This window comes from Mycolicibacter virginiensis (genome assembly GCF_022374935.2).
Classification (GTDB): Bacteria; Actinomycetota; Actinomycetes; order Mycobacteriales; family Mycobacteriaceae; genus Mycobacterium; species Mycobacterium virginiense.
This window is the reverse complement of record NZ_CP092430.2, coordinates 2,748,795-2,771,128: the sequence shown is the minus strand read 5'-3', so window position 1 is coordinate 2,771,128 and position 22,334 is coordinate 2,748,795. Positions and strand designations below refer to the sequence as shown.

The 22,334-nt window shown below is 67.1% G+C and carries 22 protein-coding genes; 17 read left to right on the top strand and 5 right to left on the bottom strand.

The features are described from left to right. Nucleotides 1-223: 223 nt before the first annotated feature. The 6 genes from MJO54_RS13260 (at nt 224) to ruvB (ending at nt 5,499) form a co-directional block, all read left to right on the top strand. Nucleotides 224-979 carry a YebC/PmpR family DNA-binding transcriptional regulator gene (locus MJO54_RS13260; protein ID WP_064889118.1) on the top strand — a complete coding sequence of 252 codons (756 nt, stop codon included), beginning with the start codon at nt 224-226 and terminating at the stop codon, nt 977-979. An 11-nt stretch (nt 980-990) separates the two neighbouring features. Continuing rightward, nucleotides 991-1,800, top strand: a complete 810-nt coding sequence (locus MJO54_RS13255; RefSeq protein WP_046286554.1) for a sulfotransferase family protein — start codon at nt 991-993, stop codon at nt 1,798-1,800. A gap of 26 nt (nt 1,801-1,826) precedes the next feature. Continuing rightward, the gene (locus MJO54_RS13250; RefSeq protein WP_105294361.1) at nt 1,827-3,191 is read left to right on the top strand and encodes a DUF2252 domain-containing protein; all 1,365 of its coding nucleotides are present in this window, start codon (nt 1,827-1,829) and stop codon (nt 3,189-3,191) included. Between the two features lie 105 nt (nt 3,192-3,296). Further along, nucleotides 3,297-3,854 carry a crossover junction endodeoxyribonuclease RuvC gene (gene ruvC / locus MJO54_RS13245; protein WP_105294360.1) on the top strand — a complete coding sequence of 186 codons (558 nt, stop codon included), beginning with the start codon at nt 3,297-3,299 and terminating at the stop codon, nt 3,852-3,854. After that, the gene (gene ruvA / locus MJO54_RS13240) at nt 3,851-4,441 is read left to right on the top strand and encodes a Holliday junction branch migration protein RuvA (protein ID WP_046286551.1); all 591 of its coding nucleotides are present in this window, start codon (nt 3,851-3,853) and stop codon (nt 4,439-4,441) included. Before ruvC ends, ruvA begins: the two co-directional genes overlap by 4 nt. Further along, nucleotides 4,438-5,499: a Holliday junction branch migration DNA helicase RuvB gene (gene ruvB, locus MJO54_RS13235; RefSeq protein WP_046286550.1), complete on the top strand. Its 1,062-nt coding sequence runs from the start codon at nt 4,438-4,440 to the stop codon at nt 5,497-5,499. The genes ruvA and ruvB overlap by 4 nt, the downstream gene beginning before the upstream one ends. 6 nt (nt 5,500-5,505) lie before the next feature. Here ruvB and gabT read toward each other — a convergent pair whose 3' ends face one another. Then, nucleotides 5,506-6,855, bottom strand: coding sequence for a 4-aminobutyrate--2-oxoglutarate transaminase (gene gabT / locus MJO54_RS13230; protein WP_105294364.1), 1,350 nt, complete (start codon nt 6,853-6,855; stop codon nt 5,506-5,508). A 39-nt stretch (nt 6,856-6,894) separates the two neighbouring features. Then, entirely contained in the window at nt 6,895-7,215 is a 321-nt protein-coding gene (locus MJO54_RS13225) for a hypothetical protein (protein ID WP_046286548.1), read from the bottom strand. A gap of 182 nt (nt 7,216-7,397) precedes the next feature. Here MJO54_RS13225 and yajC point away from each other — a divergent pair, with 182 nt between their 5' ends. From yajC to MJO54_RS13195, 6 genes are all read left to right on the top strand, one after another. Next, the gene (gene yajC / locus MJO54_RS13220; protein ID WP_046286547.1) at nt 7,398-7,706 is read left to right on the top strand and encodes a preprotein translocase subunit YajC; all 309 of its coding nucleotides are present in this window, start codon (nt 7,398-7,400) and stop codon (nt 7,704-7,706) included. A 217-nt stretch (nt 7,707-7,923) separates the two neighbouring features. Further along, a complete protein-coding gene (secD, locus tag MJO54_RS13215; RefSeq protein ID WP_064888384.1) occupies nt 7,924-10,011 on the top strand; it encodes a protein translocase subunit SecD in 2,088 nt (695 codons plus the stop codon). 4 nt (nt 10,012-10,015) lie between these two features. Then, on the top strand, nt 10,016-11,329 hold the full coding sequence (gene secF, locus MJO54_RS13210) for a protein translocase subunit SecF (protein ID WP_064888385.1): 1,314 nt from the start codon (nt 10,016-10,018) through the stop codon (nt 11,327-11,329). Nucleotides 11,330-11,335: 6 nt separating this feature from the next. Beyond that, nucleotides 11,336-12,994 carry an ABC transporter substrate-binding protein gene (locus MJO54_RS13205; protein WP_046285535.1) on the top strand — a complete coding sequence of 553 codons (1,659 nt, stop codon included), beginning with the start codon at nt 11,336-11,338 and terminating at the stop codon, nt 12,992-12,994. Beyond that, entirely contained in the window at nt 12,991-13,533 is a 543-nt protein-coding gene (locus tag MJO54_RS13200) for an adenine phosphoribosyltransferase (RefSeq protein ID WP_046285534.1), read from the top strand. Before MJO54_RS13205 ends, MJO54_RS13200 begins: the two co-directional genes overlap by 4 nt. A gap of 99 nt (nt 13,534-13,632) precedes the next feature. After that, complete coding sequence (locus tag MJO54_RS13195; protein WP_046285540.1) at nt 13,633-15,957, top strand: RelA/SpoT family protein; 2,325 nt, start codon at nt 13,633-13,635, stop codon at nt 15,955-15,957. 9 nt (nt 15,958-15,966) lie between these two features. Here MJO54_RS13195 and MJO54_RS13190 read toward each other — a convergent pair whose 3' ends face one another. Further along, nucleotides 15,967-16,863: a peptidylprolyl isomerase gene (locus MJO54_RS13190; protein ID WP_046285533.1), complete on the bottom strand. Its 897-nt coding sequence runs from the start codon at nt 16,861-16,863 to the stop codon at nt 15,967-15,969. 109 nt (nt 16,864-16,972) lie between these two features. Here MJO54_RS13190 and MJO54_RS13185 point away from each other — a divergent pair, with 109 nt between their 5' ends. The 4 genes from MJO54_RS13185 to MJO54_RS13170 all read left to right on the top strand — a co-directional run bounded on the left by MJO54_RS13185 (nt 16,973) and on the right by MJO54_RS13170 (nt 20,521). Next, nucleotides 16,973-17,650 (top strand): MBL fold metallo-hydrolase, encoded by a 678-nt coding sequence (locus tag MJO54_RS13185; RefSeq protein WP_046285532.1) that lies wholly within the window; start codon nt 16,973-16,975, stop codon nt 17,648-17,650. After that, nucleotides 17,647-18,921, top strand: coding sequence for a histidine--tRNA ligase (hisS, locus tag MJO54_RS13180; RefSeq protein ID WP_046285531.1), 1,275 nt, complete (start codon nt 17,647-17,649; stop codon nt 18,919-18,921). Before MJO54_RS13185 ends, hisS begins: the two co-directional genes overlap by 4 nt. An 80-nt stretch (nt 18,922-19,001) precedes the next feature. Beyond that, nucleotides 19,002-19,925: an endonuclease domain-containing protein gene (locus tag MJO54_RS13175; protein WP_046285539.1), complete on the top strand. Its 924-nt coding sequence runs from the start codon at nt 19,002-19,004 to the stop codon at nt 19,923-19,925. A 41-nt stretch (nt 19,926-19,966) separates the two neighbouring features. Further along, nucleotides 19,967-20,521, top strand: a complete 555-nt coding sequence (locus tag MJO54_RS13170) for an Rv2576c family protein (protein WP_064888386.1) — start codon at nt 19,967-19,969, stop codon at nt 20,519-20,521. 10 nt (nt 20,522-20,531) lie between these two features. Here the strand turns inward: MJO54_RS13170 and MJO54_RS13165 are convergent, their stop codons facing one another. After that, a complete protein-coding gene (locus tag MJO54_RS13165) occupies nt 20,532-20,873 on the bottom strand; it encodes a gamma-glutamylcyclotransferase family protein (protein ID WP_105294358.1) in 342 nt (113 codons plus the stop codon). Continuing rightward, on the bottom strand, nt 20,870-21,433 hold the full coding sequence (locus tag MJO54_RS13160; RefSeq protein ID WP_105294357.1) for a helix-turn-helix domain-containing protein: 564 nt from the start codon (nt 21,431-21,433) through the stop codon (nt 20,870-20,872). The genes MJO54_RS13165 and MJO54_RS13160 overlap by 4 nt, the downstream gene beginning before the upstream one ends. An 83-nt stretch (nt 21,434-21,516) precedes the next feature. Here MJO54_RS13160 and MJO54_RS13155 point away from each other — a divergent pair, with 83 nt between their 5' ends. Then, a complete protein-coding gene (locus MJO54_RS13155; protein ID WP_105294356.1) occupies nt 21,517-22,302 on the top strand; it encodes an aldolase in 786 nt (261 codons plus the stop codon). The last annotated feature ends 32 nt before the right edge of the window (nt 22,303-22,334 follow it).

Here is a 22,334-nt window from a genome sequence, read left to right as displayed (position 1 = left end):
TCCCGACGAGGCGGGCTAATTGCTGGCTACATCGGTCCGGCGTCGGGAACAGGCTGGAATCCTTTTGAGCGGAATCAATAGCGGTGACGCACTCAGCGGAGGCCCGTGCCGGGCAAGCTCGGATGAGCGGTTGTTTTGCCACGTTGTGTGCAGGTAATTCCGCAGCGTCCGCGTAGACTCACCGGGCGAACTTTTCATCAGAAACAGTGAGGTGGGGCGGGTTATGAGCGGCCATTCCAAGTGGGCTACCACGAAGCACAAGAAGGCTGTCATTGACGCTCGTCGTGGCAAGAATTTTGCGCGGTTGATCAAGAATATTGAGGTTGCGGCGCGGGTTGGTGGTGGGGATCCGTCGGGTAATCCGACGTTGTATGACGCCATTCAGAAGGCGAAGAAGAACTCGGTGCCCAACGACAATATTGAGCGGGCGCGTAAGCGTGGTGCTGGTGAGGAAGCTGGTGGGGCGGATTACCAGACGATCACCTATGAGGGTTATGGGCCCAATGGGGTGGCGGTGTTGATCGAGTGTTTGACCGACAATCGCAATCGTGCGGCCAGTGAGGTGCGGGTGGCGATGACGCGTAACGGTGGTCAGATGGCTGATCCGGGTTCGGTGGCGTATCTGTTCAGTCGCAAGGGCACGGTCACCTTGGACAAGAATGGGTTGACCGAGGATGACGTGTTGGCGGCGGTGTTGGATGCCGGTGCTGAGGATGTCAATGATTTGGGGGAGAGCTTCGAGGTGATCTCGGAGCCGGGGGATCTGGTGGCGGTGCGCAGTGCGCTGGTGGAGGCTGGGATCGATTATGACTCCGCGGAGGCCAGTTTTCAGGCGTCGGTGAGTGTTCCGGTCGATGTCGAGGGTGCCCGCAAGGTGTTGAAGTTGGTTGACGCCCTTGAGGACAACGACGACGTGCAGAACGTGTGGACCAACGTCGATCTGTCCGACGAAGTCCTGGCAGCCCTCGAAGACGAATAGGAGCCACGTCGTTGTCGACGATTCATTTCATCTCCGGTCTGCCGCGCTCAGGTTCGACACTGCTGGCCGCGTTACTGCGGCAGAACCCGCGCTTCGAGGCCGGGATGTCGGGCCCGCTGGCGGGGTTGTTCGGTGCCCTGCTCGGTGAGATGAGCGCCCGCAACGAGTATTCGGTGTTCATCGACGACGCGAAGCGGGAACGGATTTTGCACGGCCTGTTCGACAGCTTCTATGCCGATTGCGACGCTGAGGTGGTCTTCGATACCAACCGAGGGTGGTGCGGCTGGATGCCCGCGGTTTCCCGGTTGTTCCCGAGCGCCAAGGTCATCGCGTGCGTGCGCGAGGTGCCGTGGGTGGTCGACAGCATCGAACGGTTAGTCCAGCGCAACGTGTTCACCCCCTCGTCCATCTTCGGCTTCAACCCCGGCGGCACGGTCTACACCCGCGCCAACGCGATTGTGGCGCAGGACGGGATGATCGGGGCCCCATACGACATGCTCAAACAGGCCTGTTTCGGCGCCGAGCGCGACCGACTGCTGCTGGTGCAATATGAGACGCTGACCACCGACCCGGCGTCCACCATGCGTGCCATCTACGACTTCATCGGCGAGCCGATGTTCACCCACGACTTCGCTCATGTCGACTACGACGTCACAGATTTCGACGAACGGGCCGGTACACCGGGCCTGCACACGGTCCACGGCGAGGTCCGGGCCAAGCCGCGGGAGTCGATACTGCCGCCGGACTTGTTCAACCGGTTCGTCAACGACGCGTTCTGGCGTGACCCAGGCGCCGTGCCCGCTGGTTTGCGGGTCGTTTAGCCGAACAACGGTTCTAGACTGACGCCGTGTCGGGGAGGGAACGCCAGGAGTACGGCAGGTCCCAGCGGAAGGTGCTTCCGCGATCCGCGCTCGGGGACTACGAACCGTCGTCGAGACGCGCGGACCCGGTAGCACTGCTGGAATCTCAATCCAAGTCCCGGGTTCTGGAGCTGGTACCGATCCGCTACGCCCGCATGTTGGCGTCGCCGTATGCGTTTTTCAGGGGCTCGGCGGTGATCATGGCCTCCGATCTCGCCGCCGGCCCGCACACCGGACTACCGGCACAGCTGTGCGGGGACGCGCACCTGTCGAACTTCGGGATGTTCGCCTCCCCGGAGCGGCAGCTGATGTTCGACCTCAATGATTTCGACGAGACGCTGCCCGGACCGTGGGAGTGGGACGTCAAACGGTTGGTGGCCAGTGCCGCAGTCCTCTGCCGCAGCAGGGGATTCAGCCCCGCCCAGCAGGAATCGGTGGTATCGGCCTGCGCCGAGGCTTACCGCAATCAGATGCGTGAACTGGCCGGCCTCGGCGAGCTCGACGTGTGGTACGCGCAGTCGGTCATCGATTCCGACCTACTGGCCGCCGTAGAACCGGTCTACGCCAAGGCCATCCGGCGTACCGCGGTCGGTGCGCTGTCCCGCGGCCGGCAGCAGGCCGTCGACAAACTCACCCGGTCGCAAGACGGGCGCCTGCGACTGATCAGCGATCCGCCCCTGATCGTGCCGGCCGGTGACTTGGTCAGCGACGTTGTGGCACAGCTCTACAACAAGTACATGCGGAAGCTGATCAAGGACTACGTTTCCAGCCTTCCCGACGACCGGAGGGTGCTCGCACGGCGCTACCGCTACGTGGAAGTGGCCCGCAAGGTGGTCGGTGTCGGCAGCGTCGGAACCCGAACCTGGATCGTGCTGTTTGAGGGTGTCGGCAGCGGAGACCCGTTGCTCATGCAGGTCAAGGAGGCTCGCCCCTCGGTGTTGGAACCCCACCTCAAGCGCAGCCGATACGCCAACGCTGGGGAGCGGGTCGTCGCGGGGCAGCGGCTGATGCAGGCCACCAGCGACGTCCTGCTGGGCTGGCTGCACGCCATCGGCCCCGACGGCCACCATGGCGACTACTACGTACGCCAGCTGTGGGACATGAAGGGATCCGCCGACGTCGAGACGATGCGGCCGAAGGTGCTTTCCGCCTACGTACAGGCATGCGGGCACGCACTTGCCCGGGCGCACAGCCGCTCCGGCGACCGGGTCGCGATCGCGGCTTATCTCGGCAAGGGGGATAACGCCGACCGCGCGCTGACCCGGTTCGCCATGGCGTATGCCGAACAGAACGACCGCGACTACGAGGCGCTGCGGGCTGCGGCGCGCAGTGGCCGTATCGCCACCGCCTGATGACCGGGCCGGGGAGAGCGTGTGGACGCCGCGTGTCGCGCCCCAGTGGTGTCGTCGGACCCCACTAGACTGTCGAACAGTTGTTCGGTACTGGAGAGGAATCCGATGCGGGTGATGGGCGTCGACCCTGGGCTGACGCGGTGTGGGCTGTCAGTGGTCGAAAGCGGGCAGGGGCGTCAGGTCACCGCTTTGGATGTCGACGTGGTGCGCACCCCGGCCGATCAGCCGCTGCCGGAGCGGCTGCTGACCATCAGTAACACCGCCGAGCACTGGCTCGACACCCATCGTCCCGACGTCATCGCGATCGAGCGGGTGTTCTCCCAGCAGAACGTCTCCACCGTGATGGGCACCGCGCAGGCCGGCGGAGTGATCGCGCTGCAGGCTGCCCGGCGCGGCATCGCCGTGCACTTCCACACCCCCAGCGAGGTCAAAGCCGCGGTGACCGGCAATGGTTCGGCCGACAAGGCGCAGGTGACGACGATGATCACCCGAATCCTCGGGCTGCAGCAAAAGCCGACACCCGCGGACGCCGCCGATGCGCTGGCGCTGGCGATCTGTCATTGCTGGCGGGCCCCGATGATCGCCCGGATGGCTGCCGCCGAGGCACTGGCCGCCGAGCAGCGGCGTAAGTACACCGCCAAGCTCAAGGCGGCCCGGGCATGATCGCGTCGGTACGTGGCGAAGTCATCGACATCGCGCTGGACCATGCCGTGGTCGAGGCGGCCGGCGTCGGCTACAAGCTGATGGCCACGCCGGCGACCTTGTCGACGCTGCGCCGCGGTAGCGAATCCCGGCTGATCACCGCGATGATCGTGCGCGAAGACTCGATGACGCTCTACGGATTCCCGGACAGCGAGGCACGCGACCTGTTCCTCACACTGATCGGGGTCTCGGGTATCGGACCCAAGATCGCCCTGGCCACCCTGGCCGTCTATGACGCGACCACCTTGCGTCGGGCGCTCGCCGACTCCGACGTCACCGCATTGACCCGGGTGCCCGGAATCGGCAAGCGCGGTGCCGAGCGGTTGGTGCTGGAGCTGCGCGACAAGATGGGTGCGGTGGCCGCGTCCGACGGCGCGCCGTTCAGCGGTCATGCGGTGCGTGCTCCGGTGATCGAAGCCCTGATCGGGCTCGGCTTCGCCGCCAAGCAGGCCGAAGAGACCACCGATAAGGTACTGGCCGATGCTCCCGACGCAACCACTTCCGAGGTGCTGCGCACCGCGCTGAGCCGGCTGGGGAAGACCAAGTGAGCCAATCCGGTGAGCCCGCCGATCCCGAAGCCCGTGAGGTGTCTCCGGCACTGACCGTCGGTGAGGGCGACATCGACGCCGGACTGCGTCCGCGCAGCCTGGCCGAGTTCATCGGCCAACCCCGGGTACGCGAGCAACTGCAACTGGTGCTCGAGGGCGCCAAAAACCGCGGCGGCACCCCCGATCACATCCTGCTGTCCGGCCCGCCGGGGCTCGGCAAGACATCGCTGGCGATGATCATCGCCAGCGAATTGGGCAGCTCGCTGCGGTTGACCTCCGGGCCGGCGCTGGAACGCGCCGGTGATCTGGCCGCGATGCTGTCGAATCTGGTCGAGCATGACGTGCTGTTCATCGATGAGATCCACCGCATCGCCCGGCCCGCCGAGGAAATGCTCTACCTGGCGATGGAGGACTTCCGCGTTGACGTCGTCGTCGGAAAGGGCCCCGGGGCCACCTCGATTCCCCTGGAGGTGGCCCCCTTCACTCTGGTCGGGGCGACGACTCGATCAGGTGCGCTGACCGGGCCGCTGCGGGACCGGTTCGGGTTCACCGCCCACATGGATTTCTACGAACCGGCCGAACTGCAGCGGGTGTTGGCGCGCTCAGCGAAGATCCTCGGGATCGAACTGGGCGCCGAAGCGGCGGCAGAGGTCGCGCGGCGCTCCCGCGGCACGCCGCGGATCGCCAACCGGCTGTTGCGCCGGGTGCGGGACTACGCCGAAGTGCGTGCCGACGGGGTGATCACCCGCGACGTCGCCAAAGCCGCGCTGGCGGTCTACGACGTCGACGAGCTGGGTCTGGACCGGCTGGACCGCGCAGTGCTCACGGCGTTGACCCGAAGCTTCGGCGGCGGGCCGGTCGGGGTCTCCACCCTGGCCGTTGCGGTGGGGGAGGAAGCTACCACCGTCGAAGAGGTCTGCGAGCCGTTCCTGGTACGCGCCGGGATGGTCGCGCGCACCCCGCGGGGCCGCGTCGCGACTCCCGCAGCGTGGACGCACCTGGGCATGGTGCCCCCGGCAGGCGCGGGGGGACTCGGGCAACAGGGGTTGTTCGAGTAGGTCGGGCTAGAGCTTGGCCAGCTCGCCGGCCAGCACGTCCAAACCCTCCGACAACAATGCGTCGCTGATGGTCAACGGTGGCAACAGTCGCACCACATTGCCGAAGGTTCCACAGGTCAACACGATCACGCCCGCCCGATGACACGCCGCCGCCAGGGCGGCGGTCAGCGCCGGGTCCGGTGCGTTTGTGTCCGGCTGCACCAACTCGACGGCGATCATGGCGCCGCGGCCGCGGACATCGCCGATCCGGTCGTCGTCGGCCTGCAAGCGGCCCAGCCGTTCAAAGATCAGCCGCTCCATCTGCCTTGCCCGGCCCACCAGGTCGTCCGCCTCGACAGCGGCCAACGCTCCCAGCGCTGCCGCACAGGCCACCGGGTTGCCGCCGAAGGTGCCGCCCAGCCCGCTCACGTGCGGGGCGTCCATGATGTCGGCACGCCCGCTGACGGCCGCCAACGGCAGGCCCCCGCCGATTCCTTTGGCGGTACAGATCAGATCCGGCGCCAGCCCTGTCGGGCCTTCACGATCACAGGCGAACATCGCCCCGGTGCGGGCGAACCCCGTCTGCACCTCGTCGGCGATGAACACCACGTCGTTGTCGCGGCACCAGGCCAGCAGCGCCGGCAGGAAACCCGGCGCCGGGACGATGAAGCCGCCCTCGCCTTGGATCGGTTCGATGACCAGCGCAGCCAGATTGTGGGCGCCGATCTGGTTCTCCAGGACGCCGATGGCCCGCTCGGCGGCCCGTTCCCCGTCGCTGCCCAGCTCTTTGTCGATCAGCCCGTCACGGTAGGGATAGGACGCCGGCGCGCGGTAGATGTCGGGTGCGAACGGACCGAATCCGCTCTTGTAGGGCATCGACTTGGCGGTGAGCGCCATCGTGAGGTTGGTGCGGCCGTGGTAGCCGTGGTCGAACGCCGCCACCGCGGTCTTGCCGGTGTAGGACCGGGCGATCTTGACGGCGTTCTCCAACGCTTCGGCGCCGGAGTTGAGCAGTACGGAACGCTTCTCGAACTCGCCCGGAGTGATCCGGTTCAGGGCTTCGGCGACGGCCACATATCCCTCGTAGGGCGTCACCATGAAACAGGTGTGGGTGAACTCGGCGACCTGCTGCTGCACCGCTTCCACCACGCGGGGCGCGGCGTTGCCCACCGTGGTCACCGCGATCCCCGAGCCCAGGTCGATCAGCCGGTTGCCGTCGACGTCCTCCACGATGCCGCCGCCGGCCCGCAGCGCGTACACCGGCAGCGTGCTGCCCACCCCGCGTGGCACGGCCATCGCTCGGCGGCGCGCCAGCTGCGTCGAGCCGGGCCCGGGGATCTCGGTGGCCAGGTGACGGCTCTGCAGCAGTGGCGGCACTGACATGGGGCGGGTCTCCTTAGCGGTGCTTTCGGCGGCTCAGATCTGGCCGAGTGGCCGGCAGGCGTTGCCGAAGGGCTGCCAATATTCGCCGGGCGGGCAGTCCAGCGGGGTCGGTCCCTGTCCGAGCGGCATGCAGGTGTTGGTGCTGGGCTCCCAGTACTGACCGCCCGGACAGGCCAGCGGGGTCGGTCCCTGTCCGAGCGGCATGCAGGTGTTGGTGCTGGGCTCCCAGTACTGACCGCCCGGGCAGGCCAGCGGCTCTGCCGATCCGATGGCGGGCATGGCGATCGCTGCCAGCGCCAGGGGAGCCGCTGCCAGGGCAACTGCGGTCGCCAGACCACACGCAAAGTTCTTCATCGGCCAACCTTCCGTCAAGAATCCTGACCCCCCTGTCACCGACAGCCTAGGGGGTGGACGGCGGTACCGACGCGCAGTCGCCGGACACAGTGGCACACTGTTGTCATCACAGTGGCCCGCCACGCCTCAGGTGGTCCGGTGCCAAAGAATCATTCGAACAAGTCGAAAGATCGGTTGTCGTCATGGAAAACATGGTTGCCTTCCTGCCGCTGCTCCTCGTCATGGGCGCCTTCATGTTCTTCGCCTCGCGGCGGCAGAAGCGCGCGATGCAGGCCACCATCGACCTGCACGAATCGCTGCAGGTGGGCGACCGGGTGCACACGACGTCGGGACTGCAGGGCACCATCACCCGCATCACCGACGACGACGTCGACCTGGAGATCGCACCGGGTGTGGTGACCACCTGGATGAAGCTGGCCGTGCGCGACAAGATCGAGCCGGAGGAGTTGACGGCCGAGGCCGCAGTCGAAGAGGCCGTCGAGGGCGCCTAACAGCTCGCCGCCGCTCGGGTGTGGCAGGTCGCCGCCATCGGGCTGGCCGGCTGACACGCCCGACGCGCGGAACGTCCGCCCAACGATCATCGCGGCCAGCCGGGCACGTACCCTTTTGCGGGTGCAGTGGTACTGATCGCTGCGGGCGGCCCGAGCATGGGCCGGCCCCGACGATCACGAGAGCGCATTGCGCAATGAGCGAAGGAGACTCAACAACGTGGCATCGCCTTCGGCGCCGGTGCACCCTGCCCGCAACCTGGCGGTGTTCCTGGCATTGCTCATCGGTGTCTACCTGCTGGTATTCCTGACAGGAAACAAGCTCGCCGAACCCAAACTCGGTATCGACCTGCAGGGCGGCACTCGCGTGACGCTCACCGCGCGCACCCCGGACGGCTCCACGCCGACCCGTGACGCGCTCAACCAGGCGCAACAGATCATCAGTGCCCGGGTCAACGGACTCGGTGTGTCGGGCTCTGAGGTCATCATCGACGGCAACAACCTGGTCATCACGGTGCCGGGCAGCGACGGCAACGAGGCCCGCACCCTCGGCCAGACGGCCCGGCTCTACATCCGGCCGGTGATCAACGGTGTTTCGGTGCAGGAAGCTCAGGCAGCCGGCCGGATGCCCGGCCTCGGCGGTGGCGGCATGCCCGGCGTCCCCGGCTTGCCTCCCGGCGCCGGTGGTGGCGCTCCCGGTCTGCCTCCGGGTCTCGGTGGCGGCGGTGTTCCCGGTCTGCCTCCGGGTCTCGGCGGCGGTGGCGTTCCCGGTCTGCCTCCGGGCGCCGGTGGTGGTGCTCCCGGTCTGCCTCCGGGCTTCGGCGCGGGCGGGCAAGGCTCGTTCGGCGGGAACGGTGCGTCGCTTCCGCAGCAGCCGCTGACGCCGCCGGCCCAGCCGCGTCCTTTCCCGCAGGAGCCGACCCCGACACCGGGGACCACGTCTTCGAGCCCCGGCTCCGAAAACACCAGCGAGACAGCCATTCCCAGCACCTCTGCCGTTCCGGCGCCCACGGTACCGGGTTCGCCGGCTGAGGCGCCGGCGGTCCCCGGTGCGCAAATGCCCGCCTTGCCGGGGCTTCCCGGGCTGCCCGGTATGCCGGGTCTGCCCGGTCAGGGTGATCAGGCCCAGGGACTGGCGGCCCGTATCGCCGCCGAGAAGCGGTTACGGCAGAGCGACAACAAGGTCGTGCAGGCCTTGGCCCTGCAGATCCAGGCCGGCCGGTGCGACAAGGAAGACATCCTGGCCGGCAACGACGACCCGGACTTGCCGTTGGTGACCTGTTCGCAGGACCACCAGACCGCATACCTGCTGGCGCCGTCGATCATCAGCGGCGACCAGATCGCCGACGCCAGCTCCGGCATGGATCAGCGCAGCGGCGCGAACATCGTCCAGGTGCAGTTCAAGAGTGCCGCGGCCGACACCTGGGCCGACTTCACCGCGGCCCACATCGGCACCCAGACGGCATTCACACTGGACTCGCAGGTGGTCAGCGCGCCGCAGATCCAAGAGGCCATCCCGGGTGGCCGCACCCAGATCACGGGCGGCTCACCGGGTTTCACCCAGGACGGCGCCCGTCAGCTGGCCAACGTCTTGAAGTACGGGTCGCTGCCGCTGTCGTTTGAGGCCTCGGAAGCCGAAACCGTCTCGGCCACACTGGGAATGACCTCGCTGAAGGCGGGCCTGATCGCCGGTGCGATCGGTCTGGCCCTGGTGCTGATCTACTCGCTGCTCTACTACCGCGTACTCGGCGTGCTGACCGCGCTGTCGCTGGTGGTGGCCGGAGCCATGGTGTACGCGATCCTGATATTGCTGGGCCGCTACATCAACTACACGCTCGACCTAGCCGGTATCGCCGGTCTGATCATCGGTATCGGCACCACCGCAGACTCTTTCGTGGTGTTCTTCGAACGCATCAAGGACGAGATCCGCGAGGGCCGATCGTTCCGCTCGGCGGTGCCACGCGGTTGGACACGCGCACGCAAGACGATCGTGTCCGGCAACGCGGTCACCTTCCTTGCCGCGGCGGTGCTCTACTTCCTGGCGGTCGGCCAGGTGAAGGGCTTCGCGTTCACCCTGGGGCTGACCACGATCCTCGACCTGGTGGTGGTGTTCCTGGTGACCTGGCCACTGGTCTACCTGGCATCCAAGTCGCCGACGCTGGCCAAGCCGTCCTACAACGGCCTCGGCGCGGTTCAGCAGGTCGCACGGGAGCGGCGGGCGGTCGCCAAATCAGGAGGCGCGACCGGCGGCAAGTCCGGAGCCAAAGCGCGCACGCGGGTAACCGCCCAGTCGACGGAACAGGGATAGCCAGATGGCCAAACCGAGCACCAGTAGCGGCACGAAGCGCGCGACGAAGTCCGCGAAGAACGACACGGCAGCCGTCGAGGGCACCAAGAGCCGGGCTGCCGCGCAGGCGAAGCCTCGCAAGACCGCTGGAACCACCAAGGCGCCGAAGCACGGTTTCCTGTCGCGGCTCTACACCGGTACCGGCGCGTTTGAGGTCATTGGTAAGCGGCGGATGTGGTACGCGATCAGCGGCGCCATGGTCGCGATCGCGATCGTCAGCATCCTGGTTCGAGGCTTCACCTTCGGTATCGACTTTGCCGGCGGCACGAAGGTGTCGTTTCCGCGCGGCGACACCAGCGTCACGCAGGTCGAAGAGGTGTTCCGCAAGAGCGTCGGCAGTAGTCCGGAATCGGTGGTCGTGGTCGGCAACGGCAACTCGGCGACGGTGCAGATTCGCGCCGAGACGCTCACCAACGAGCAGACCGAGAAGCTGCGCGACGACCTGTTCGACGCCTTCCAGCCGGTCGGGCCCAACGGTGAGGCGAGCAAGCAGGCGATCAGTGACTCCGCGGTGTCGGAGACCTGGGGCGGGCAGATCACCAAAAAGGCCGTCATCGCCCTAGTGGTGTTCCTGCTGTTGGCGTCGCTGTACATCACGGTGCGCTACGAGTGGTTCATGACCATCTCGGCGATGATCTCGATGGTCTTCGACATCCTCGTGACAGCCGGGGTGTATTCGCTGGTCGGATTCGAGGTCACACCGGCCACTGTCATCGGCCTGTTGACCATTCTCGGGTTCTCCATCTACGACACGGTCATCGTGTTCGACAAGGTCGAGGAGAACACCAGCGGCTTCGAACACAAAACCCGCTACACCTACGCCGAGCAGGCCAACCTGGCCATCAACCAGACCTTCATGCGATCGATCAACACCAGCCTGATCTCGGCATTGCCGATCATCTCGCTGATGGTGGTCGCGGTGTGGCTGCTGGGTGTGGGAACGCTGCAGGACCTTGCGCTGGTGCAGTTGGTCGGTGTTGTCGTCGGCACCTATTCGTCGATCTACCTGGCCACACCGCTGCTGGTCACGCTGCGGGAACGCACCCAACTGGTGCAGAACCACACCCGCCGGGTGATGCGGCGGCGCAACGCCACGACCGGTTCCAAGCCGGCAGCGGCCGGTACCGAGGACTCGGGTGACGCCGACGACACCGTTGCCGACGCAGACGAGGCCACGGTGGCCACGGCGCCGGGCACTCCGACGCCCGGCGCAAAGCCGGTCCGCCCCACCAGCCGGCGCAGCCAGGGTCCGACCGGCAAGCCGGGCACTGGTCGGTAACCGACGATGGCGGCCCGCTGGCGGCACGCTGCGACGTGGCTGGTGGCGATCGCCACCAGCCTCGGCGTCTGGTCGGTGCCGGCGTGCACCAGTGCCACCGTCGATCAGATCGACTACGCCGTCGACGGCGGTCTGATCACCTACAACAGCACCACCGTGGCCGGTGCGGCGTCGGCCGGACCCCAGGCGTTCTCGCGGACCCTGATCGGCTTCGGCTACCACGGGCCGGACGGCCAGATCGTCACCGATCACGACTTCGGCAGCATCTCGGTGGTGGGCCGCGCCCCGCTGGTGCTGGACTATCAGATCGCCGACGCCGCGGTGTACTCCGACGGCAAGCCCATTACCTGTGACGACCTGGTGCTGGCGTGGGCGGCCCAGTCCGGCCGCTTCCCCGGCTTCGACGCCGCAAGCCGAGCCGGCTATCTCGACATCGAGAACATCGAGTGCCAGTCCGGCGCCAAGAAGGCCCGGGTGTCGTTCTTCGGCGACCGCAACATCGTCGACTACGAGGAATTGTTCACCGCGACTTCGATGATGCCGTCGCATGTCATCAGCGAGAAGCTCGGTGTGAACATCACCGACGCCGTGCTGGGCAGACTCGGGCCCGCCGACGAGGTGATCGGCAAGGTCGCGCAGGCCTGGAACACCACCTGGCAGCTCGACCGCGGCGCTGACCTGCGGTATTTTCCGTCGTCCGGGCCCTACAAGATCGACTCGGTGCTCGAAGGCGGCGCCGTCGTGTTGGTGGCCAACGACCTGTGGTGGGGTGCCAAGCCGGTCACCAAGCGGATCACGGTGTGGCCGCAGACCGCCGACATCGCCGACCGGGTCAACAAACGCGTTATCGAAGTCGTCGACGTGGCGACCGGATCCGCCGGGTCACTGATCACCCCCGATGACTACCAGAGCAGCGACAGTCCCTCGGGCGGCATCGAGCAGCTGATCTTCGCGCCGACCGGCCCGCTGTCGGAGACTCCGGCACGGCGGGCGGTGGCCTTATGCACTCCGCGTGACGTCATCGCCCGCGACGCGGGTGTGCCGGTGGTCAACTCCCGGCTCAACACCGCAATGGACGACGCGTTCGACCAGGCCGAGAATGTGCCCGAAGCCGAACCGTTCGCCCGGGCGAACCCCGACGCGGCTCGCGACGCGCTGGGCGGCAAGCCGCTGACCGTGCGCATCGGCTACCGCGGCCCCAACACCCGGCTGGCCGCGGTCATCGGGGCGATCACCAGCTCGTGTGCGCCCGCCGGCATCACTGTCACCGAGGTGGCCACCGACGCCATCGGCCCCCTGGCACTGCGGGAGGGGCAGATCGATGTGTTGCTCGCCAGTACCGGGGGATCCACCGGCAGCGGCTCGAGCGGATCGTCGGTAGTGGACGCCTACGAGTTGTTCAGCGGTAACGGAAACAACCTGTCCGGCTACCACAACGATCAGATCGACGGCGTGGTGTCCGCGCTGGCGGTCACCGCCGACCCCGCGGAGATGGTCCGGTTGCTCGCCGAGAGCGCTCCGGTGCTGTGGGCCGACATGCCGACGCTGCCGCTGTACCGACAGCAGCGCACCCTGCTGTCGTCGAAGAAGACATACGGCGTCGCTGCCAACCCCACCCGGTGGGGCGCGGGCTGGAACATGGACCGCTGGGAGCTGCAACAGTGAACCAAGCCGGGCCTGCGGCAGGCGCCGGTGAGATCATCGCGTCGCTGACCCGCGAGGTAGCGGACTTTCCCACCCCGGGAATCGCGTTCAAAGACCTGACCCCGGTCTTCGCCGATGCTGCCGGACTGGCCGCGGTCACCGAGGCGCTAGCGCGCGTCGCCGCTGGTGCTGATCTGGTGGCCGGCATCGACGCACGTGGGTTTCTGCTGGCCGGGGCGGTCGCCGACCGGCTCGGGGTGGGCGCGCTGGCAGTCCGCAAGGGCGGCAAGCTGCCGCCGCCGGTGCTCTCGGAGCGCTATCAGCTCGAGTACGGAACTGCGGTGCTGGAGATTCCGGCCGACGGAGTCGAGTTGGCCGGGCGCCGGGTGGTAATCCTCGACGACGTGCTGGCCACCGGCGGTACCCTGGCCGCAACGCGGCGATTGTTGGATGGTGCAGGGGCCGAGGTGGTTGCGGCTGCGGTGGTGCTGGAGCTGGCGGGGCTGGGCGGACGTGCCGCCGTGGCACCGTTGCAGCTGCACAGCCTGCACCTGATTTAGTCGATATTCTCGTGGTCGGAGGTGAGCACAGTGGGCCCTGAACAAGGCTTAGAGCAGGGCTCAGGCCCCGAGCGGTTCAGCACTGACGCCGGCCAGCCGGTGGCGGTGTCGGAGGCGGTCGCCCAGGACTCGCCGTCCGAGCGCACCGATCTGCTGAAGGTCCCGACCAGTGCGTCGCGGCGGGTCCGGGCCCGGATTGCCCGGCGCATCACCGCCCAACGTGGTGCATTGAGCCCGGTGCTGGAGCCGCTGGTGGCGGTGCACCGGCAGTACTACCCGAAGGCCAATCTGGCGCTGCTGCAACGCGCCTATGAGGTAGCCGAGCAGCGCCACGCCACCCAGCTGCGCCATTCGGGGGATCCCTACATCACCCACCCCGTGGCTGTTGCCACCATCCTGGCCGAGTTGGGCATGGACACCATCACGTTGGTGGCCGCACTGTTGCACGACACCGTCGAGGACACCGGGTACACCCTGACCGCGCTGGCCGCCGAATTCGGTGACGAGGTCGCCCACCTGGTCGACGGGGTGACCAAGCTGGACAAAGTGGTATTGGGCACCGCGGCCGAGGCCGAGACCATCCGCAAGATGGTCATCGCGATGGCGCGCGACCCCCGGGTGCTGGTGATCAAGGTCGCCGACCGGTTGCACAACATGCGCACCATCCGCTTCCTGGCGCCCGAAAAGCAAGCCCGCAAAGCACGCGAGACGCTGGAAGTGATTGCGCCACTGGCGCATCGGCTGGGTATGGCCACCGTGAAGTGGGAGCTTGAGGATCTGTCGTTCGCGATCCTGCACCCCAAACGCTACGAGGAGATCGTGCGGCTGGTGGCCGACCGCGCCCCGTCCCGCGATACCTACCTGGCCAAGGTGCGCGCCGAGATCGTCAACACCCTCGCGAAGTCGAAGATCACCGCCACCGTCGAAGGCCGACCCAAGCACTACTGGTCGATCTATCAGAAGATGATCGTGCGTGGTCGCGACTTCGACGATATCTACGACCTGGTGGGACTGCGGATCCTCTGCGACGAGATCCGGGACTGCTACGCGGCGGTCGGTGTCGTGCACTCGCTGTGGCAGCCGATGGCCGGCAGGTTCAAGGACTACATCGCTCAGCCCCGCTACGGGGTCTACCAATCGCTGCACACCACCGTGATCGGCCCAGAGGGCAAACCTCTGGAGATCCAGATTCGCACCCGGGAGATGCACCGCACCGCGGAGTACGGCATCGCCGCGCACTGGCGCTACAAGGAAGCCAAGGGCCGCAACGGTGTTCCGCACCTCAACACCGCCGCCGAGATCGACGACATGGCCTGGATGCGCCAGCTGTTGGACTGGCAGCGGGAGGCCGCCGATCCGGGAGAATTCCTCGAGTCGCTGCGCTACGACCTGGCCGTCAAAGAGATCTTCGTGTTCACGCCCAAGGGCGACGTGATCACACTGCCCACCGGTTCCACACCCGTGGACTTCGCCTACGCCGTGCACACCGAAGTCGGACACCGATGTATCGGCGCCCGGGTCAACGGCCGGCTGGTGGCGCTGGAGCGCAAGCTCGAAAACGGCGAAGTGGTCGAGGTTTTCACCTCGAAAGCGCAGAACGCCGGGCCGTCGCGGGACTGGCAACAGTTCGTGGTGTCGCCGCGAGCCAAGGCCAAGATCCGGCAGTGGTTCGCCAAGGAGCGCCGCGAGGAGGCCCTGGAGTCCGGCAAGGACGCGATGGCCCGCGAGGTGCGTCGGGCGGGATTGCCGCTGCAACGACTGGTCAACGGCGAGTCGATGGCGGCGGTGGCCCGCGAACTGCACTACACCGATGTTTCCGCGCTCTACACCGCCGTCGGCGAGAACCACATCTCGGCGCATCACGTCGTGCAACGGCTGGTGGCCCAGCTCGGCGGGGTGGACCAGGCCGAGGACGACCTGGCCGAGCGCTCCACGCCGCTGACCATCCCGCGTCGCGAACGCCACACCGACGACGTCGGCGTCGCGGTTCCCGGCGCCACCGGGGTGTTGACGAAACTGGCCAAGTGCTGCACCCCGGTGCCCGGCGACGAGATCATGGGTTTCGTCACCCGTGGCGGCGGGGTGTCGGTACACCGCACCGACTGCACCAATGCCGACGCGCTGCGCCAGCAGGACGAGCGGATCATCGAGGTCAAGTGGGCGCCGTCGCCGTCATCGGTGTTCCTGGTCGCCATTCAGGTCGAGGCGCTGGATCGGCACCGGCTGCTGTCGGACATCACCAAGGTGCTCGCCGACGAGAAGGTCAACATCTTGTCGGCCTCGGTCACGACCTCACGAGACCGGGTGGCGATCAGCCGGTTCACCTTCGAGATGGGCGACCCGAAGCATCTTGGCCACCTGCTCAACGTGGTCCGCAACGTCGAGGGCGTCTACGACGTCTACCGGGTGACGTCGGCGGCCTGACGGCTCCCGCTAGTCGGCGCGCACCGACTTGACGGTCACCTTGGTGACCGGCGAACCGTCGTCGCCGCCGCCCTGCACACCCGCCGCGGCGATCTTGTCCAGGGTGGCCAGGCCGTCGTCCTGAATCTTGCCGAACACCGTGTACTGCGGCGGCAGCATCGAATCCTTGTAGACCAGGAAGAACTGGCTGCCGTTGGTCCCGGGCCCGGCGTTGGCCATCGCCACGGTGCCGCGCGGGTAGGTGACCGGCTGCTGGGCCGCGGGGTCACCCAAGGAGTACTGGTCGGTGGGGTACTCGTTGTCGAACTCATAGCCCGGGCCGCCGGTGCCGTCGCCGGCGGGGTCGCCGCATTGCAGCACGCTGAGCATCGGCGATGTGGTCAGCCGGTGGCACTGGGTACCGGAGAAGAAGTCCTTGGCCGCCAGGCTGATGAAGCTGTTGACGGTGCAAGGGGATTGGCCGTTGTTGAGCATCAAACCGATGGGGCCCTGGTCGGTCATCATCGACACGCTGACCTCGGCCGGGTCGGTCGGGACCTTGCCGGACCGCGGCGGCTCGACGGCCTTGGTGGCCGGACGCGCCTTCGGGTACTGGCAGTCGGCGCCCAGCTGAGGCGATGCGGTGAACTTCGGTAGCTGCCCGGCGCTGGCGGCGGGCGCCCCGGAAGCGTCAGCGGAGTCCGCGGACTCCGATGTGTTCGAACCCGACGAACCACTCGCGTTGACATTGCCCGGATCGTTGTCGCGCAGCACCACGAACACCACCCCGGCGATCAGCAACACCGCCGCCACGGCGCCGACGATCATCAGTGACCGGCGCTGCTTGCGGGCTGCCTCGGCACGCTGCTGCACCTGTCGGTCCAGATTGCGCTTGGCGGCGGCACGCCGCTCTGAGTTCGTGGGCACCGGGGGTAACCTCCTGGCTCGCTGACTGAGTCGGCCCTCAAGTCTGCCAGAGCGGGCCTGCACCGCCCGCGTCACCGCCGACCCGGCGTGCAATGGGAAACTGGTCGGCGTGTTGGTCACCGGATTCCCCGCTGGAATGCTGGCGTGCAACTGTTACGTGTTGGCGCAACGGCAGGGCTCGGACGCGATCGTCGTCGATCCCGGCCAGCGCGCGATGGCCCGGCTGCGGCGTGTGCTCGACGAGAATCGGCTGACGCCGTCGGCGGTGCTGCTCACGCACGGCCACATCGACCACATCTGGTCGGCGCAGAAGGTCTCCGACACCTACGGCTGTCCCACCTACATTCACCCCGAGGACCGATTCATGCTTACCGACCCGCTGCGCTCACTGGGCACCGTCCCGGGGCAGGCGTTGTTCGGGGTGTTGAGCAAGGCGATGTTCTCCGAGCCCAAGCAGCTGATCGAACTGGACCGCGACGGCGACAAGATCGGCTTGGGCGACACCACGGTCACCGTCGACCACACCCCCGGCCACACCCGCGGTTCGGTGGTGTTCCGGGTCGAAGGTGACGCTGCCGAGGTGGTGTTCAGCGGGGACACCTTGTTTCAGAACTCGGTCGGCCGCACCGACCTGCCCGGGGGCAGCGGCCGGGACCTGTTGACCTCGATCGTCGACAAACTGCTCTGCCTTGACGACGCGACCGTGGTGCTACCCGGCCACGGCCCTAAGACCACCATCGGCGCCGAGCGCCGTTACAACCCGTTCCTAGAAGGGCTCAGTGCGTGAGCACGTTTACCGCACCCAAAGGGGTGCCCGACTACATTCCTGGCGTACCGCCAGTCTCTTCGGCCGGCTTCGTCGCCGTCCGCGACGGACTGCTGGCGGTCGCTCGCCGCGCCGGGTACGGCGACATCGAGCTGCCGATCTTCGAGGACACCGCACTGTTCGCACGCGGGGTGGGGGAGTCCACCGACGTGGTCTCCAAGGAGATGTACACGTTTGCCGACCGCGGCGACCGTTCGGTCACCCTGCGGCCCGAGGGCACCGCAGGCGTGATGCGCGCGGTGATCGAACACGGCCTGGACCGCGGTCAGCTGCCGGCCAAGCTCTGCTATTCGGGGCCGTTCTTCCGTTACGAGCGCCCGCAGGCCGGCCGTTACCGGCAGCTGCAGCAGGTTGGGGTCGAGGCGATCGGGGTGGACGATCCCGCGCTGGACGCCGAGGTGATCGCGGTCGCCGATGCGGGCTTTCGCTCCGTGGGGCTGGAGGGTTTCCGGCTGGAGATCACCTCGTTGGGCGACGACACCTGCCGCCCCGCCTATCGAGAGTTGCTGCAGCAGTTCCTGTTCGGGCTCGACCTTGACGAGGAGACCCGCCAGCGCGCGCAGCTCAATCCGCTGCGGGTGCTCGACGATAAGCGTCCGCACGTGCGTGAGATGACCGCTGATGCCCCGGTCATGCTCGATCATCTCTCCGAAGCCGCCCGGACGCACTTCGACACCGTGCTGGCACACCTGGATGCACTCGGGGTGCCGTACGTGGTCAACCCGCGCATGGTGCGCGGCCTGGACTACTACACCAAGACCACCTTCGAATTCGTGCACGACGGGTTGGGTGCGCAGTCCGGGATCGGTGGCGGAGGCCGGTACGACGGGCTCATGCGTCAGCTCGGTGGTCAGGACCTGTCCGGGATCGGCTTCGGTCTCGGCGTGGACCGTACCCTGCTCGCGCTGGCCGCCGAGGGCAAGACCGTGGGCCAGACCAGCCGATGCGACGTGTTCGGGGTGGGCCTTTCCGAGGCGGCCAAGCTGCGGCTGGCCGTTATCGCCGCGCAGTTGCGGGCGGCCGGCGTGCGCGTGGACCTGGCTTACGGGGACCGCGGGCTCAAGGGCGCGATGCGCGCCGCCGACCGTTCCGGAGCCGTCATCGCCCTGGTCGCGGGCGACCGCGACTTGGAGGCCGGCACTGTCGGCGTCAAGAACCTGGGCACCGGCGAACAGGTCGACGTGCCGATTGACGACGTGGTGGCCGAGGTACTGCGGCGAATGTCGCCTTAGTGCGCGGTTATCCACAGAACGCGTGACAAAAGCCGACGCTCGGCACTCGGGTGACGGCTTGGGACGGCAGTGTGATTTTCATGCCGACGCCCACCCCCGATTCGACGTGGCCCTTCCTCGGGTCTGAGGCGTTGGCAGCGGGCAGCGTGAGCAGGCGGACGTTACGCAGTCGGCATCGGCAGATCTACCGCAACGTCTATCTGCCCAACGGCGTAGAACTCACCCCCGTCACCCGTGCAGTGGCCGGTTGGCTGTGGTCGGGCAGGACCGCGACAGTGGCCGGGTTGTCCGCAGCGGCGCTGCACGGATCACGATGGATTGATGCGCGGTCGCCGGCCGAGCTGAACCGCAAGGCTGCTGGCGACGCCGATGGGATTGCGATCTATCGCGAGCGGCTGGAAGCGGACGAAACATGCCTCATCCGAGGGATACCGACCACCACGGCCGCCCGGACTGCCTTCGATCTTGGGCGCAGGGGAGGCCTGACCGGTGCCATAATCCGACTCGATTCCCTGGCGCATGCCACAGGGCTTGTCGCGGACGACGTATCTGAGGTGGCCGAACGCCATCGGGGTGTTCGCGGTCTGGTACAGCTACGGCGTGCGATCAGGTTGATGGACGGCGGCGCAGAATCCCCGCAGGAAACCAAGACACGGCTGTTGCTGATTCGCGGCGGACTGCCGTGTCCGGTGACCCAGATCGTTGTGCGAGATGGCTTCGGGCGTCCGTTTGCCCGCATTGACATGGGCTGGCCCGAATACCGGGTGGGCGTGGAGTTCGACGGTGCGCAGCACTGGACCGATCCGCGGCAGCGTACCGCTGACATCGACCGCTATGCCGAGTTGGCCGCGCGCGGCTGGGTGATTGTCCGGGTTAGTAGTGACCTGCTTCGGTATCGGCCGAACGTGGTTCTCATGCGGGTCCGGGCAGCGCTACAGGTCGCTGGTTGTACCTGGACTGAGGCGAATGTCGACTTAATGCAAGCGCAGCGCCTCGGGGCGTGACGGAACCCGACAGTCGGCAACACACGGTAGCGTGGCGCGGTATGACGATCATGCGGAATGTGACAGTCAAGTTCGGGACGGTGGTGCTGATGGCAGCCGCCGGAATGGCAGCCAGCCATGCGACGTCACTTGCGGACCCCGAGAACAGCCCAGCCTCGCCGACTGAGAACCCGGCGGCATCGCCCACCGAGAATGCAGCGCCGTCGCCGACGCCCACTCCGACCGAGAACGCGACCGAACCGTCGGCCGACGCCCCGAAGAAGAGCACAACCGGTGGCCACGAGGTCACCTACACGATCACCGCCACCAGTGACCTGACCGGCAACATCTCCTACATCAAGACCGACCCGCCCAGCATGGCCGCCTACAACGCAAACTCCTCGGAGTACCTCGAGACGGTTCGGGTGCCGATCGGCGGGGGACAGCCGGTGGTCTACACCACCACGCTGGCCGATCCCAGTCAGTGGGCGTTGGTCACCGCGAGCGGTGGCTTGCGAATCAACCCGGAGTTCCACTGCGAGATCGCCGTCGACGGCGAAGTGGTGGTGACGCAGCAGGGCGGCAGTGGGGTGTCCTGCGCTACCCGGCCCTGGTGACGGGCCCGGCTCAGCCGGCGAACACGTACACCCAGGCTTGCGCACCTGAGCGCAGTGGCACCGAGATCCGCCGGTAGGCGTCGACCTCGTACTCGTCAGCGGCCGCCAGTTCGGCGGTGCTGATCGCGAACACCGTGCCGGGGACAGCGGCGTCAGGTGTGTCCGACGGGCGCAGGATCGGATGACGGTCGGCGCCGCTGACTGCCACCACGTGGGGATCGGTGATCGTCACGTAGTCCAGGTCGTAGCCGATGATCGCGTCGGGCCGGCCATCGGGTTCGCGCCCGAACGTGCTGCGTTGCACTTCTGGTAGCTGCAGGGTGCCGTAGGAGAACAGCAGCTCGGTGTTCACTGCGCACCGCCGGCGACGTCGGCGGCGACAACGACGACTTCGGCGGGCCCCGAGCCCACCGAGCGGAGGCGGTGGCTGATCGAGGCGTCGAAGTAGGCGCTGTCACCTGCGTTCAGCGTCAACGCGGCATCGCCGTACTCCAATTCGACGGTCCCGGCGTGCACGAACACGAACTCCTGGCCTTCATGAGCCGGGTGCAGCGGGTGGGCTTCACCATCTTCACCATTCTCGCGGCGGCCGGCATGCCCGGTGGGACGAACCACGAACGGGGACATCGTCTTTCCCAGCATGCCCGCGGCCATGGCCCGGTAGCGCTGTCGATCCGCGTTGCGGTCCGCAGCGCGGTCCACGGCGATCTTGTCCTCGTCGCCCCGCTCGGAGAACAGTTGGGCCACGTCGACATCGAGGGCCTGCGCCACCTTGATGGCCACCGCGATGGACGGCGTGCTGCGACTGCGTTCGATTTTGGACAGGTAGCTCTTGGTCAGCCCGGTCCGCTCGGCGAGGCCTTCGAGGGTGAGGCCGCGCTGCTTGCGGACGGCGCGCAGCAGTTCTGTCATGCGTCCATGATGACACAGGAGATGACACAAGGTGTCCTATCGGTTAGGGTCGTGTCATCTACCGCCGTCACCGAGGAGCTGCCATGGGCACCACGTTCGACGATTCCAAATCCGACCTGATGCAACGCGCGGAGCACCGCTTCGCGGAGAACTTCACCGGAACTCAGTGGTCTACTCGCCAGAAATTGGCGCTGACTTGCCGGGCGTTGTCCGACCGTGGTCATGACTCCGGCCTGGCCGGACAGATCACCGCCCGTGCTGAGGCGCCTGGGACCTACTACACCCAACGGCTCGGCCTCGGTTTCGACGAGATCACCGACACCAATCTCCTGCTCGTCGACGAAGACCTCAACGTCATCGAGGGGGAGGGGATGGCCAACCCCGCCAACCGATTCCACAGCTGGATCTACCGGGCCCGCCCCGATGTCCAGTGCATAGTGCACACCCACCCTTTTCATGTTGCCGCGCTGTCCATGCTGGAGACCCCGTTGATCGTTTCGCACATGGACACCACACCGCTCTATGGCGACTGTGCCTTCCTGCCGCTGTGGCCGGGGGTCCCGGTCGGAAACGAGGAGGGCGAGATCATTTCTGAGGCCATTGGCGACAAGAAGGCGATCCTGCTGGCGCACCACGGTCAGATCGTGGCCGGCGCCAGTGTGGAGGAGGCGTGCTCGCTGGCGGTGCTGATCGAGCGTGCCGCCGCGTTGCAGCTGGCCGCCATGGCCGCCGGGACTATCAAAGAACTCCCGGAGAAGCTGGCCCGAGAGGCCCACGACTGGACCTTGCTGCCCAATCGCAGCCAGGCGAACTTCGCCTACTACGCCCGCCGCGCCCTCGCCGGTCACCCCGACGCGATCACCCGATAAGCGACGCGATCACCCGATAAGCAAGGAGTCCC

Coding starts and splice junctions, on each gene's coding strand:
- MJO54_RS13205 (WP_046285535.1), top strand. CDS start 11,336: ATGGCGGCCCGCTGGCGGCACGCTGCGACGTGGCTGGTGGCGATCGCC.
- yajC (WP_046286547.1), top strand. CDS start 7,398: ATGGAAAACATGGTTGCCTTCCTGCCGCTGCTCCTCGTCATGGGCGCC.
- MJO54_RS13225 (WP_046286548.1), bottom strand. CDS start 7,215: ATGAAGAACTTTGCGTGTGGTCTGGCGACCGCAGTTGCCCTGGCAGCG.
- secF (WP_064888385.1), top strand. CDS start 10,016: ATGGCCAAACCGAGCACCAGTAGCGGCACGAAGCGCGCGACGAAGTCC.
- ruvA (WP_046286551.1), top strand. CDS start 3,851: ATGATCGCGTCGGTACGTGGCGAAGTCATCGACATCGCGCTGGACCAT.
- MJO54_RS13155 (WP_105294356.1), top strand. CDS start 21,517: ATGGGCACCACGTTCGACGATTCCAAATCCGACCTGATGCAACGCGCG.
- MJO54_RS13260 (WP_064889118.1), top strand. CDS start 224: ATGAGCGGCCATTCCAAGTGGGCTACCACGAAGCACAAGAAGGCTGTC.
- ruvC (WP_105294360.1), top strand. CDS start 3,297: ATGCGGGTGATGGGCGTCGACCCTGGGCTGACGCGGTGTGGGCTGTCA.
- MJO54_RS13170 (WP_064888386.1), top strand. CDS start 19,967: ATGACGATCATGCGGAATGTGACAGTCAAGTTCGGGACGGTGGTGCTG.
- MJO54_RS13175 (WP_046285539.1), top strand. CDS start 19,002: ATGCCGACGCCCACCCCCGATTCGACGTGGCCCTTCCTCGGGTCTGAG.
- MJO54_RS13160 (WP_105294357.1), bottom strand. CDS start 21,433: ATGACAGAACTGCTGCGCGCCGTCCGCAAGCAGCGCGGCCTCACCCTC.